This is a genomic window from Granulicella sp. 5B5, assembly GCF_014083945.1.
Classification (GTDB): Bacteria; Acidobacteriota; Terriglobia; order Terriglobales; family Acidobacteriaceae; genus Granulicella.
The window spans coordinates 408,419-420,444 of record NZ_CP046444.1; the positions used below are offsets into that span (position 1 = coordinate 408,419).

The 12,026-nt window shown below is 58.9% G+C and carries 14 protein-coding genes; 10 read left to right on the plus strand and 4 right to left on the minus strand.

Annotated elements, in window-relative coordinates:
- The first annotated feature begins 218 nt into the window (after positions 1-218).
- Complete coding sequence (locus GOB94_RS01765; protein ID WP_182277230.1) at positions 219-1,571, plus strand: DUF1015 domain-containing protein; 1,353 nt, start codon at positions 219-221, stop codon at positions 1,569-1,571.
- A 2-nt stretch (positions 1,572-1,573) separates the two neighbouring features.
- On the opposite strand, the gene GOB94_RS01770 is transcribed toward GOB94_RS01765, so the two are convergent.
- Complete coding sequence (locus GOB94_RS01770) at positions 1,574-2,344, minus strand: thiazole synthase (RefSeq protein ID WP_182277231.1); 771 nt, start codon at positions 2,342-2,344, stop codon at positions 1,574-1,576.
- Between the two features lie 331 nt (positions 2,345-2,675).
- Between GOB94_RS01770 and GOB94_RS01775 the strand changes: the two genes are divergently transcribed.
- Positions 2,676-2,897, plus strand: a complete 222-nt coding sequence (locus GOB94_RS01775) for a DUF3185 domain-containing protein (RefSeq protein ID WP_182277232.1) — start codon at positions 2,676-2,678, stop codon at positions 2,895-2,897.
- 3 nt (positions 2,898-2,900) lie between these two features.
- On the opposite strand, the gene GOB94_RS01780 is transcribed toward GOB94_RS01775, so the two are convergent.
- Positions 2,901-3,170: a metal/formaldehyde-sensitive transcriptional repressor gene (locus tag GOB94_RS01780; protein WP_182277233.1), complete on the minus strand. Its 270-nt coding sequence runs from the start codon at positions 3,168-3,170 to the stop codon at positions 2,901-2,903.
- 413 nt (positions 3,171-3,583) lie between these two features.
- Between GOB94_RS01780 and GOB94_RS01785 the strand changes: the two genes are divergently transcribed.
- Complete coding sequence (locus GOB94_RS01785; protein WP_255484156.1) at positions 3,584-4,765, plus strand: carbohydrate porin; 1,182 nt, start codon at positions 3,584-3,586, stop codon at positions 4,763-4,765.
- A gap of 298 nt (positions 4,766-5,063) precedes the next feature.
- Here the strand turns inward: GOB94_RS01785 and GOB94_RS01790 are convergent, their stop codons facing one another.
- Positions 5,064-5,567 (minus strand): DUF3592 domain-containing protein, encoded by a 504-nt coding sequence (locus GOB94_RS01790; protein ID WP_182277235.1) that lies wholly within the window; start codon positions 5,565-5,567, stop codon positions 5,064-5,066.
- Positions 5,568-5,684: 117 nt separating this feature from the next.
- Between GOB94_RS01790 and GOB94_RS01795 the strand changes: the two genes are divergently transcribed.
- Complete coding sequence (locus GOB94_RS01795; protein ID WP_182277236.1) at positions 5,685-6,170, plus strand: PepSY domain-containing protein; 486 nt, start codon at positions 5,685-5,687, stop codon at positions 6,168-6,170.
- 111 nt (positions 6,171-6,281) lie between these two features.
- Positions 6,282-7,136: a VOC family protein gene (locus tag GOB94_RS01800; protein WP_182277237.1), complete on the plus strand. Its 855-nt coding sequence runs from the start codon at positions 6,282-6,284 to the stop codon at positions 7,134-7,136.
- A 143-nt stretch (positions 7,137-7,279) separates the two neighbouring features.
- Here the strand turns inward: GOB94_RS01800 and GOB94_RS01805 are convergent, their stop codons facing one another.
- Complete coding sequence (locus GOB94_RS01805; RefSeq protein WP_182277238.1) at positions 7,280-7,846, minus strand: hypothetical protein; 567 nt, start codon at positions 7,844-7,846, stop codon at positions 7,280-7,282.
- Between the two features lie 238 nt (positions 7,847-8,084).
- On the opposite strand from GOB94_RS01805, the gene GOB94_RS01810 reads away from it, so the two are divergent.
- The 5 genes from GOB94_RS01810 to GOB94_RS01830 all read left to right on the plus strand — a co-directional run bounded on the left by GOB94_RS01810 (position 8,085) and on the right by GOB94_RS01830 (position 12,015).
- Entirely contained in the window at positions 8,085-9,020 is a 936-nt protein-coding gene (locus GOB94_RS01810; protein ID WP_182277239.1) for an A24 family peptidase, read from the plus strand.
- Positions 9,021-9,185: 165 nt separating this feature from the next.
- The gene (locus tag GOB94_RS01815; protein WP_182277240.1) at positions 9,186-9,593 is read left to right on the plus strand and encodes an NADH-quinone oxidoreductase subunit A; all 408 of its coding nucleotides are present in this window, start codon (positions 9,186-9,188) and stop codon (positions 9,591-9,593) included.
- Positions 9,594-9,623: 30 nt separating this feature from the next.
- On the plus strand, positions 9,624-10,130 hold the full coding sequence (locus GOB94_RS01820; protein ID WP_182277241.1) for an NADH-quinone oxidoreductase subunit C: 507 nt from the start codon (positions 9,624-9,626) through the stop codon (positions 10,128-10,130).
- Positions 10,131-11,414, plus strand: a complete 1,284-nt coding sequence (gene nuoD / locus GOB94_RS01825) for an NADH dehydrogenase (quinone) subunit D (RefSeq protein ID WP_182277242.1) — start codon at positions 10,131-10,133, stop codon at positions 11,412-11,414.
- A 298-nt stretch (positions 11,415-11,712) separates the two neighbouring features.
- The gene (locus GOB94_RS01830) at positions 11,713-12,015 is read left to right on the plus strand and encodes a transcriptional regulator (protein ID WP_182277243.1); all 303 of its coding nucleotides are present in this window, start codon (positions 11,713-11,715) and stop codon (positions 12,013-12,015) included.
- Positions 12,016-12,026: the final 11 nt, after the last annotated feature.

Genomic DNA, 12,026 nt, shown 5'->3' on the forward strand with positions numbered 1-12,026 from the left:
AAACCGTTAGAATGAAAGTAGAGCCTTCTTGAGATACAATAACCTCCACTATCTGTGGTGCTATAACCCCTTTATTTCCCAGATCATACCCGCAACCATATAAAGAATCAGCCACTTACCCCCGGGATCACCCCGTAAGTCGCTGATTCTACTGGATACCGCCGCTACATAGGGAGGGGGAGGGGTATCCCACAGCCCCCGAAAGTACAATCGAAGTCATGGCTCGCCTTTACCCGTTCCGCGCTCTCCGTTACGATCCAGCCCGCGTCAGCATGACCGATGTCGTTACCCAGCCCTACGACAAGATCTCCCCGGAGATGCAGGAACGCTACTACCAGGCCAGCCCCTACAACCTCATCCGCGTCATCCTGGGCAAGCACCTGCCCGGCGATACAGACGCCCAGAACGTCTACACCCGCGCCGCCGCCACGCTGAGCGACTGGCGCAACGAAGGTGTCCTGAAGGAAGAGGCCGAGCCTGCCCTCTACGGATACTCGCAGACCTATACGGTGCCCGGCACCGACGAGGTGCGCGAGCGCCGCGGGTTCATCGGCCTGGCGCAGCTCTCCGACTACGCCGACCGCGTCGTCTATCGCCACGAGCAGACGTTCCCGAAGCATAAGTCCGACCGGCTTGCACTCTTCAAGGCCACGCGCGCCTACTGCGAGCAGATCTACATGCTCTACTCGGACCCGACATTTACCGCCGAGCAGATCATCTTTGCTGAGGGTGCCGCGCCGGAGCTGGAGATCACCGATGAGTACGATGTCGTGCATCGTGTGTGGAAGCTCACCGATCCTGCACTGATCCAGAAGGTGCTGGCAACGATGGACGACAAGTGGCTGCTCATCGCTGATGGGCATCACCGCTATGAGACCTCGACGGCCTACATGTTCGAGCGCGCCGCCGAGCTTGGCGTCGACCCCAAGGCCGCGCCGAAGACCGACGCAAATGGCCTGCCGCAGCCGGCCTTCCCCGAGCAGGCGATGATGATGACCTTCGTGAATATGGACGCGCCCGGCATCACCATCCTGCCGACGCACCGTGTCGCCTTCGGCCTGCCACACTTCAACGGCCGCGACTTCGCACGGAAGGCCGAACAGTACTTCACAGTGACAGAGATTCCGGCTAACACCGACGGCAAACTGCCCGGTGCGGCAGGCCTGCTCAAGGCCTTGAACGAGACTGAGGGGGTAGCGTTCGTCGCCGCCACGCGCGATGGAGATTTTCTGCTGAAGCCCAAGCCTGAGGCCGTTGCGCCATTGCTCGCGGACCTTTCGCCACGCAAGCAGCAACTGGATGTGACGCAACTGCACAAGGTGGTGCTGGATAAGCTGCTGGGTCTGAACGAAGAGACGGTACGAGCAGGCTCCAACGTGCGTTACCTGCGCGAGGCCACCGACGCCCTGCAACAGGTGGGCAGCGGCAATGCCGATGTTGCTTTCCTCATCAAGCCCGTCACGCTGGAGCAGATGAAGGACGTCTCGCTGAACCTGGAAGTGATGCCGCAGAAGTCGACGGACTTCTATCCGAAGCTGCTCAGCGGACTGGCGATGTACACGCTGGACTAGCGTTACTTCGAGATGCCCTCGAGCGGTGAGCTGGCGGTGGCATAGAGCTTCTTCGGCATGCGTCCGGCGAGGAACGCTTCGCGACCGGCTTCGACGCCCTTCTTCATCGCTGAACTCATCAGCACTGGGTCCTTCGCAGCGGCCATTGCGGTGTTGAGTAGTACTCCGTCAAAGCCCATCTCCATTGCCAGAGCTGCGTCGCTCGCGGTGCCGAGGCCAGCATCGACGATCAGCGGAACCTCCGTGATGAGTTCGCGCATCATGCGCAAGGTATAGGTGTTCGCGATGCCGAGGCCCGTGCCGATAGGAGCGCCAAGAGGCATCACAGCCGCTGCACCAACGTCAATCAGACGCTTGGCGAAGACGATGTCATCTGTCGTATAAGGGAGGACGGTGAAGCCTTCCTTGACCAGCACACTGGTCGCTTCGACCGTCGCCTGCACGTCGGGATAGAGCGTCGCCTGGTCGCCGATCACTTCGATCTTGACCCAGTCGGAGAGCCCAACCTCGCGACCGAGGCGTGCCGCTCGGATCGCCTCTTCTGCGGTGTAGCAACCCGCTGTGTTCGGCAGCAGGAAGTACTTCTTGGGATCGATGAAGTCGAGCAAAGATTCCTTACTTCGGTCGAGGTTCACTCGCCGCACTGCGACAGTGACCATCTCTGCGCCGGAGACTTCGATGGCGGCCTTCGTCTCAGCGCCATCCTTGTACTTGCCTGTTCCAACAATCAACCGCGACCGAAACGTACGTCCTGCAATGACCAACTCGTCCATGCCTCTAGTCTAATCGCCCGGAAACACAAACGGCCTGCTCCAGCGAAGGAGCAAGCCGTTATGCGGTGATCTGGGTGGTTTGACCTGAGGCATCCGTACTGGATGGGCCTCTGCAGAGTGGTACGAACTGCCAGGACTAGAGCACGGATGCTCTAAGCCTCAGTCACCTCACGTGTTGTCGTGCTACTGGAACTATCAATCTTCATAGGCTTGGACCATCCTCCTTTCCCGTGTGTCTGAAAGGTAAATTAGAGTCTGCCGCACGTCAAACCACCCGCTATGACGATGCTGCATCTGATTGATGGACGGATATTTGCAAGGAGATCACTCCATGAAACCTGTCACCATCATTGGCGCAATCCTGATTATCGTGGGCATTGTTGGATTCGCCGTCGGCGGCTTTACGTTCTCACATGAGAAGAAAGACGTGGACCTCGGGCCCCTGCAGGTTTCTCATGAGCAGAAGAATACTGTTCCCATTCCTCCGATCCTGAGCACAATCGCTCTGATAGGTGGGATTGCCCTAGTCGCTGCCGGGGTGAAGAGCCGCTAAATGTTACTTCATATACGCGCGTACAAGGTCGATCAACTCTTCTCCGAGCTCTGGCGTAAGGGCGGTTGCCTTTGGCCCAACGAGATGTAGGCGGATATGGTCTTCGAGGACCTCGGCCATGAGGCCGTCTACACCTCCGCGCACCGCAGCCAGCAGCATCAGTACATCAGCACAGTCTCGGTTTTCAATCAGGCTCCGCTCCACGGACTCAACTTGTCCGTGGATTCGTTTGGCGCGATTGATTAATTTCGCTCGCTCACGTGTCGTTTCCATAGTGCAAATATACCCTACCGGGGTATACTAATTCCTAGTTTACTGAGGCTCGTTATATACATTGAACTGTCATTGAGGACACCCTCTGACCGGCCGTTCATCAAACCCTCATACTTGCTCCGTACATTCACTGGGAACCCTCTCGACCGATGCCCTTCCTGACACCTGGCCGATCTGTATATCTCGCGCTGTCTTTGTTGCTGGCTATCTCCGCGCCGCTCCTTGCGCAGCAGAACAGCGATTCTGCGCCTGACGCTCCGCAACCGCAGCTGACACTCTTTCCGCATCCCGATAGTGCGCGGTATCTACTCTCGGGGCAAGTCAATATCGTCTTTCAGGCTCATCCTGGATTTCACTCGCCTTACTCAGGTACCAATTCATTTCTGGCGAGAGGCGAGTACAAGGTGTCGCTGGTGGGAACGCTATATACGGGGTTCGAGGTGAACTCAAAGCCTCGCTACGAGACAGATGCCATTTTTGATATGGAGTCGGCGGGCGGACGGGGTATCTCCGAGGCATTGGGGCTGGCCGGGTTTACGAACCTTGACGTTGTGCGGAACCCGAACCTGGGGTCAACCCCGTATGTCGCCCGAGTGCAGCTGCATCAGACGATCGGGTTTACGGACACGATGGTGAACCAGCAACGGACACAGTTCTCGCTGGCCACGAAGGTGCCGGAGCGGCGGCTGGACCTGCGGGTGGGGAAGATGAGCCTGCCGGATGTGCTGGACATCAACGGGCCGGGTTCGGACTCGCACCTGCAGTTCCTTAACTGGACGGCCGACAACAATGGCGCGTGGGACTATGCGGCGGACACTCGCGGCTATACCTATGCGGCAGTGGCTGAGTACGACGACAAGGACTGGTCGGCGCGGTATGCGCTGGCGCTGATGCCGACCATCGCTAACGGGATTGACCTGCAGTGGAACCTGCGCCGCGCGAGCGGACAGAATGTGGAGTTCGAGTACCGCAAGACACCGTTTGCTCTGCTACCGGAACGCTGGTTGTCGCCGGAGCGCAAGGGTGTAGTGCGCGCGCTGAGCTTCGTCAACCACGCGAATATGGGTGACTATCGCACGCAGATCAACGAGGCGCTTGCAGAGCGGGCGAACGGGGATCTGAGCGCAGTGCCGGTGATTACGGCGCATACGCCGCAGACGACTGTGAAATACGGGTTTGGGCTGAACTTCGAGCAGGAGCTGACGCAAGATGTGCGTCTGTTTGGGCGTTTTGGGTGGAACGAAGGGCAGCATGAGAGCTATGCGTATACCGAGGTTGACCAGACGTTTGAGGTTGGTGGCGATATCGCTGGCTCGCGTTGGGGACGAGCGAATGACAAGGTCGGCATTGTCGGAATTTCCAATGCGATCAAGCGCGATCACCAGGAGTACCTGGCGCTGGGCGGGCTGGGGTTCCTGCTGGGGGATGGGGCGCTAAGCTATGCGCGCGAGGACATCCTGGAGAGCTACTACAACGCACACAACTGGCGGGGGCTGTACAGCGCGTTCGATGTGCAGTTGATCGCGCATCCGGGCTACAACCAGGCGCGCGGGCCGGTGACCGTGTTCACCGTACGGACGCACGTAGACTTCTAGCCGGGATACCCCTCCCCCCTCCCTATGTAGCGGAGGGCTCTAGCGGAATCAACGACTTACGGGGTGATCCCCGGGGTAAGTCGCTGATTCTGTATATAATTGCGGGTATGATATGGGAAGGATTGGGGTTAGCGCGAAGTTTTGTGGCGTAACGGTTTTGACGTACAGTCGCGAGTTTGTTTCGAGTTTAGAGTTCCAGTTTTTCTTTGCTTACTTCTAGTATAGAAGGCTGGAAAGGAGAAAGTGTTTTTGTCTGCTGCGAGCTAAACCGCTCACAATGAACGATTTGAATAGCAGACTAGACCATCGGAGGCTTGACACGCTTGGGGCTCAGTCCGGCCTGGCTTTTCTTGAGGCGCAGGCGGGAGATCAGCCCAACGTCGAAAAAGGCGATGCCGAGAATGCCGAGAACTATTGCCAGCCGGTACAGGCGACCGATTGAAGCGATGCGGGCGGAACCGGGCAGGCCGGATGGATAGGCGACGGGAACCGTGGCGGCAGTGGGGAGATCGGGGTCGTCAGGGTCTGTGCTGGTGACGGGGTCCGTGAAGGTGACGAGTTGGCCGGAGGGCAGGCGGAAACGGAGGTGGGTGGCGTAGGTGACGTTTCCCATTGCATCCTGCGAGGCGCTGGTTTCGGTGACTACGGCCTCAGCACGAGGCCAGGATTTGAAGGTCCACCAGGTGTTCGCGGCAGAGAGGGCTGCAAGAGCCATCAGTACGCCGCCGATCCATGGAAGAAAAGATGCGCTGAGGCGATAGAACCGGTTTTTCAGCGCGAGTATTTCTTGAAGGGCAAACATTCCTGTCTCCAACGATATAGGTTGGCGGGCCTGTAAACGATTTTGACTTCGATATTCGCGCGCTTAGGCAAGAGCGAAGAATAAGAGACTAAATCAGTCCTATATACTGGCCTCACCATGACGACGAAAGCCCACGCCACTCTTCGACTTTTTCGACAACTGCACCTCTACATTGGAATCTTCATCTCTCCAGCCCTGCTGTTCTTTGCGTTTACGGGGGCGTTGCAGACGTTCAGCCTGCATGAGAGCGTGCGCGGCAGCGACTACAAACCAGCGCACTGGGTGATGGTGCTGGCGCAGATCCACAAGAACCAGAGCACGGTGATCCAGCAGAAGAAGCCGGGGCCTCCGCCGGAACAGGCAAAGGGCAACGCTAGCCGGGACGGGGCCAAAGGCAAGCCTGCAGAGGCAGCGGCGCCGGTGGTGTCGAAGAGAGAGCAGCATGTGCCGCTGAAGATCTTCTTTCTGCTGGTGTCGTTGAGCCTCATGATGTCGACGCTGACGGGAATCTATATGGCCTACAAGTTTGTCCGGAACCGAGTGGTTGTGACCGGATTGCTGGTGGCCGGAGTGCTGGTTCCGTTGGCGCTGCTGCCGTTCTGATGTCTGTGGAATGGAGGGCGGGTTCACGGGGCGGAACAAGGCGAGACAAATCTACGTTCGTGGGGCGACAATAGGCAGCGAAGACTCATTCCATTTGGAGAACCTGTTTCAATGCTGAATCGCCGTCGCATCTCTGCTTCCCTGCTCAGTCTGTTCATTCTTTCTATAGTTACCGTTGGGCTGCGCGCGCAGCAGGCTACGCCTACAAAACCTTCGGCGGACCTGGCGGGGCTGGCGCATGTGGCGATCCGGGTGCACGACCTGGATGCGGCCGTGGGGTTCTACGAGAAGCTGGGGTTTGTGCGGGCGTTTGCGCTGTCGCGCGATGGCAAGGTGTACGAGGCGTTCATCAAGATCAATGACCAGCAGTACATTGAGCTGTACCCGGTGGATGCGAAGAACACGCAGGTGGGGTTTCTGCATGTGTGTTTCTCCGGCAATGACCTGCAGGCTGCGCATGACTATTACGTGCAGCAGGGGCTGACGCCAAATGCGGTGAGGACAGCCGGCGCGGGAAACCTGTTGTTTACGATGCCTGGACCAGCGACGCCGACAGGGCAGCAGAACATGGAGTACACACAGTACATGCCGGGGTCTCGGCATACGAAGGCGATTGGGGAGTTTTTAGGGGCGGACCGTATCTCAACGAAGATGGTCGAAGTGGCGATCGCGTTCGATGACCCGGCGCAGGCGGCGGCGTTCTACAAAGACAAGGTGGGCTTTACGCCGGAGAAGCATGGTGTGTTTGCGCTGCCGGGGAACTCGTCGGAGGCGATCCGCGTGGTGCCCGCGGCGAAGCTGGGGACGAAGGCGGACATTGTGTTTGCAGCGGGCAAGGATGCCGCGAAGACGCTGGAGCAGCGGGGTGTCGCGTTTACGCGGGGCGCGGAGTTTGGCGGCAAGGGTGACCTGACATTGACTGATCCCGATGGGAACCTGATTGTGTTGCAGACCACTAAGCAATAGGTTCTGCTGGCTGTTCCAGCATCTGCAAATGCGGGGATCTCTCCACGACGCTTCGCTCCGGTCGAGATGACAACATTTGTGTAGAACGCAAAAGAAAACGGCTGCCGGGGAGGGCAGCCGTTTCTGTTGCGTGAAGTTGAGGCTTAGCGATGTCCGCCGCCGCCGTGACCACCACCACCATGGAAGCCGCCACCGCCGTGGAAACCTCCACCACCGCCATGGAAGCCACCGCCACCACCGGCGCGGAAGCCGCTAGCACCGCCGCCGTGATAACCGCCGCCAGCGTAGCCGCCATGGTATCCACCGCGATAGCCGCCTGCGTAGCCACGACCGCCGTAGCCACCACGATAGCCGTAGCCACCACGACCGTATCCATAGCCCGAGCGGTAGCCATAGGCACCACGCCAGCCCCCGTAACCGCCCCAACCGGCACCATAGTAGCGACCGCCAAACCAACCGCCGCGGAACCACGGGCCGGCGCCGATGAAGAGGCCGCCGTTGAACCATTCAGGGCCGTAGTAGCCGTAGGGCGCGCAGGCATACGGAGCGTAGTCATAATAGCCATAAGAGCATGCGGGGGCAGCATAGGGATAACCGTAACCGCCAATACCAATACCCACCGAAACCTGCGCGTTCGCTTTGGGCGCCGGCGCGAGGGCAAAACCTAATCCGAGAACTGCGAGAACTCCGAGATAGCGTAAACGACGCATGTGGTGCTCCTTCCGGTCCCGCTCGAGCGTGCGCGATTCGATACGGGCGAGGGGCTCGGAACACTCACTGAGGTTCGCGTCCGTTCCCAGCTATTAGAACCCAGGGGTACGGGAAATGTTGCATAAATGTGAAGGCGAATCGGACCATGCTGGATGCTGATTTTGTCGCGCAACGATAACCGCGCGTGGATGTTCGCGTTGCGGGCAACCTTTGAAGCACGACCTATACTGGGTACTCATGATTTCGCCTATCTGGTTTGAAAGCGCTGCGTTTTTGCTGGGGCTGATCTTCGGCAGCTTTTTGAATGTGTGCATCAGCCGGCTGCCGGCGCACGAGAGCCTCTGGAAGCCACGATCGCACTGCCGGAGTTGCGGGGCGACAATTGCGTGGTACGACAATCTGCCGGTACTGAGCTGGGTTCTGCTGCGGGCGAAGTGCCGAGGGTGCGGGGAGCAGATCTCGTGGCGGTATCCGGTGGTGGAGATTGCGGTGGGAGTATGGTTTGCGCTTGCTGCATCCAAATTAGAGAGCTTCATCAGAACTCGCAACGGATCTAGCAACTGGTTGCCTTCCTACTATTACAAGGGATATTTTGACGTCGCGATTTTTCTCATTCTCGGCTTCCTGCTCATCGGGCTGATGGTGATGGATTGGCAGACGCACAAGCTGCCAGATGTGTTTACGTGGACAGGGATTGCGATTGGTTTTTTGCTGGCATGTGTGCGGGTGGCGCTTCTGGGGCCGCATGAGGATGAGGTGATTCTGCATGGGCGCAATCCGCTGAGCAGTCCGGGTAATGTGGTGGATGCGGGAAACGTGGTGCTGACCGGGCCCGAGCATGTGGTGCTGGGATGGCTGGGAGCCGTGGTGGCGGCGGGGTGTCTGCTGCTGGTGGTGCGGTGGGTTTATATGAAGCTGCGCGGTCGCGAGGGCATGGGGCTGGGCGATGCGAAGCTGCTGGCCATGATTGCGGCTTTCCTGGGGTTCTGGCCGGCGATGCTGGCGCTGTTTGTGGGTGTGGTGACGTGCTCGGCGTATGCGCTGGTGCTGCTGGCGCGTGGGAAGGCGCAGGCCGCGACGCGGCTGCCGCTGGGGACGTTTCTTTGCGTCGGCGGATTGGTGGCGGCGCTGGTGGGGCCGCAGCTGATTGCGTGGTATCAATCGCTGCTGTGAAAACTGTGGCGGGAGAACTGCAGGTCTCTCCACTGCGTCCGCAAAGAACGCGGACTCCGGTCGAGATGACACATCTTTCTTCATGATGAAGAGATCGGTGTTGTGCTGCGATTTTGTCATTCCCTTGCCCGCTTGACGGTGGCGCTCCTATACTCAAAGCTGGCCATGCAAACGAATCCATATATCTGGCAGTACATTCCCTTCGCACTTCAGGTGCTGGTCGCGCTGGCGCTGGCCGGCGGGATGGTGGGTGCGTCGTTCTTTATCGGCAAACACAAGCGGAGCAAGGTGAAGCTGGGCGCGTATGAGTGCGGCATGGACCCGGTGGGCGATGCGCGCGGACGGTTCAGCGTGAAGTTCTACATGGTCGCGATGCTGTTCATCCTGTTCGATGTGGAAGCGGTGTTCATGCTGCCGTGGGCAGTGGTGTACCGGCAACTGCACCAGATCACGGGGTCTCGGCTGTTCGGGTTCTGGGAGATGGTGGTGTACCTGGGCTTTGTGGCCGTGGGGCTCTTTTATGTGTGGAAGAAGGGCATCCTGAACTGGACCAACGACAAGGCCGATCTGTAGGCCGCAACAGAGATTTGCTGAAGGGCTTTTATGACCGATCCAATTACGAATCCTGCCACGCCGGAAGCCTGCTTTGGTAAAGAGGCCGTCTCGCTGGCGCTGGCCGACCATGCCGCGGTGCAGGGACTGGCGGAGTACATCCTTGATGCAAAGTGGGACCGCAAGGAGCTGACGCTGACGGTGGCTCCTGAAAACATTGTGGCTGCGTGCAAGGCCGCGCAGGCTGCCGGGTACGTCTTTTTCGAGGATGTCACCGGAGTGGATTGGTATCCGGCGGAGCCGCGGTTCCAGTTGAGCTACTCCCTGCTGAGCTACAAGCTGAAGCAGCGGATTCGCGTGGTGGTGCGGCTGAACGAAGGGCAATCGGTGGCGTCGATTACGGGCGTTTGGCCGGCGGCGAACTTTTATGAGCGCGAGGTATTCGACCTGTTCGGCGTGCCGTTTACGGGGCACCCGAACCTGACGCGCATTATGATGCCGGACAACTGGAAGGGACATCCCCTGCGTAAGGACTACCCGGTGGAGGGGTACAGATAAATGTCGCCGATCGAGGAACTGGACGAGATTACCGCTGAAGATATGAAGATTCCCGGCGTCGCGGACGTGGTTCGCGAGTCGGTGACGCACCACAAGCCGCATGGGTCGGACCCGGTGAGCGATCAGACAATGATCCTGAACATGGGCCCGCAGCATCCGTCGACGCATGGCGTGCTGAGGCTGGTGATCGAGCTGGATGGCGAGACCGTGATCTCGCTGGCGCCGGACATCGGGTATCTGCATACGGGCATTGAGAAGACCTGCGAGGCGAAGTTTTATGCGCAGGTGACTCCGATGACCGACCGCATCGACTACCTGTGCCCGATGACGAATAACACGGCCTATGCGCTGGCGGTGGAGAAGCTGCTGGAGCTGGAGATTCCGGAGCGCGCGCAGTACATCCGCGTGCTGTTCAATGAGCTGACGCGCATTCAGAGCCACTTGGTGTGGTTGGGTACGCATGCGATGGATATCGGCGCGCTGACGGTGTTCCTGTACTGCTTCCGCGAGCGCGAGGCGTTGCTGCGCATCTTTGAGGCGGTGAGCGGGCAGCGCATGATGACCAGCTTTGTGCGCATCGGCGGTGTGAGCCTGGAGCTGCCGCCGGGGCTGCTGAAGGACATCCGTACGTTCCTGGCGGATTTTCCGTCGAAGATCGCGGAGTACGAAGGGCTGCTGAATGGCAACCCGATCTGGCAGTCGCGACTGAAGGACGTAGGTATGCTTTCGGCTGAGGACGCTATTGCGCTGGGCGTGAGCGGGCCACCGATGCGCGCTTCGGGCATTGATTTCGATGTGCGGCGCGATATGCCGTACTCGGGCTATGAGAAGTTCCAGTTCAATGTGCCGGTGTCGAATGGCTGCGATGTGTGGGCCCGGTACCTCGTGCGCATGGACGAGATGCGCGAGAGCGTGAAGATCTGCCTACAGGCGCTGGATGGGTTGCCGGAGGGCCGCATTATGGCCGATGCTCCGAAGATCATTCTGCCGGACCGCGAGCAGATGAAGACGCAGATGGAGTCTCTGATCCATCACTTCAAGATTGTGACCGAAGGCTTTGCGGTACCGGTGGGAGAGGCAACTTCGTCGGTTGAGGCTCCGCACGGGATGATGAACTACTACGTCGTCTCGGATGGCACGGCCAAGCCGTACCGCGTGCATATGCGGAATGCCGACTTTGCGAATCTGCAGGCGCTGGAGACGATGTGCAAGGGCCGGTTGATTGCGGATGTGGTCGCTGTGATTGGGTCGATTGATGTAGTGCTGGGTGCTATTGATCGGTAGAGGTTACTACTGGCCGCTGAGGAGTCCAAATGCATAGCAATTCCGAACGGAATCGATTGCGTCACGCCGGACGAATTCCTCAAGAGACGCTGGATTATCTCGCTTCGAAGAAGCGAGATAACAGGCTGGGCCTGCTGGAAGTTCCTATCCTCCTCATCACTGTCTTCTCATTGACTCTCTTGGTCATGCTGCTGTTTCGAATCCACAAGCCTCTGCTTTCCAGCGATTCGCTCCTCATCTGCGTATTGATCTTTTTTCTTTCGAGCCCGCTGCGACGCAGAATTCGAAGTTCCTTCGCTTGAATGACCGACTTCATATCGAGCTTTGGACTTCATGGGCTTCCCTCCTACGCAGCTATGCGGCTGCGCATGGGTTGAATGCGAAGGAACATGCGGTGGTTGAGGTGAGTTCGGAGGAGATTACGCTACGGGTTGGCAGCCGGTGGATGCGGTTTACGGCGGATCAGGTTGAGCGCAGCGACGGTGGCACGGTTTCTTTTGCGTTGAATGAGGATGGCACGGTCTCGGTGGGTGGAGCGCCTGCGGAGGAGATGGATATGGCCGCGGAGCGGTTTGCGCGTGAGATGCTGCATGGCGGTTAGAAGGGCTGGCG

Coding starts and splice junctions, on each gene's coding strand:
- GOB94_RS01805 (WP_182277238.1), bottom strand. CDS start 7,846: ATGCGTCGTTTACGCTATCTCGGAGTTCTCGCAGTTCTCGGATTAGGT.
- GOB94_RS01795 (WP_182277236.1), top strand. CDS start 5,685: ATGACGACGAAAGCCCACGCCACTCTTCGACTTTTTCGACAACTGCAC.
- GOB94_RS01780 (WP_182277233.1), bottom strand. CDS start 3,170: ATGGAAACGACACGTGAGCGAGCGAAATTAATCAATCGCGCCAAACGA.
- GOB94_RS01815 (WP_182277240.1), top strand. CDS start 9,186: ATGCAAACGAATCCATATATCTGGCAGTACATTCCCTTCGCACTTCAG.
- GOB94_RS01820 (WP_182277241.1), top strand. CDS start 9,624: ATGACCGATCCAATTACGAATCCTGCCACGCCGGAAGCCTGCTTTGGT.
- GOB94_RS01790 (WP_182277235.1), bottom strand. CDS start 5,567: ATGTTTGCCCTTCAAGAAATACTCGCGCTGAAAAACCGGTTCTATCGC.
- nuoD (WP_182277242.1), top strand. CDS start 10,131: ATGTCGCCGATCGAGGAACTGGACGAGATTACCGCTGAAGATATGAAG.
- GOB94_RS01810 (WP_182277239.1), top strand. CDS start 8,085: ATGATTTCGCCTATCTGGTTTGAAAGCGCTGCGTTTTTGCTGGGGCTG.
- GOB94_RS01765 (WP_182277230.1), top strand. CDS start 219: ATGGCTCGCCTTTACCCGTTCCGCGCTCTCCGTTACGATCCAGCCCGC.
- GOB94_RS01770 (WP_182277231.1), bottom strand. CDS start 2,344: ATGGACGAGTTGGTCATTGCAGGACGTACGTTTCGGTCGCGGTTGATT.
- GOB94_RS01775 (WP_182277232.1), top strand. CDS start 2,676: ATGAAACCTGTCACCATCATTGGCGCAATCCTGATTATCGTGGGCATT.
- GOB94_RS01800 (WP_182277237.1), top strand. CDS start 6,282: ATGCTGAATCGCCGTCGCATCTCTGCTTCCCTGCTCAGTCTGTTCATT.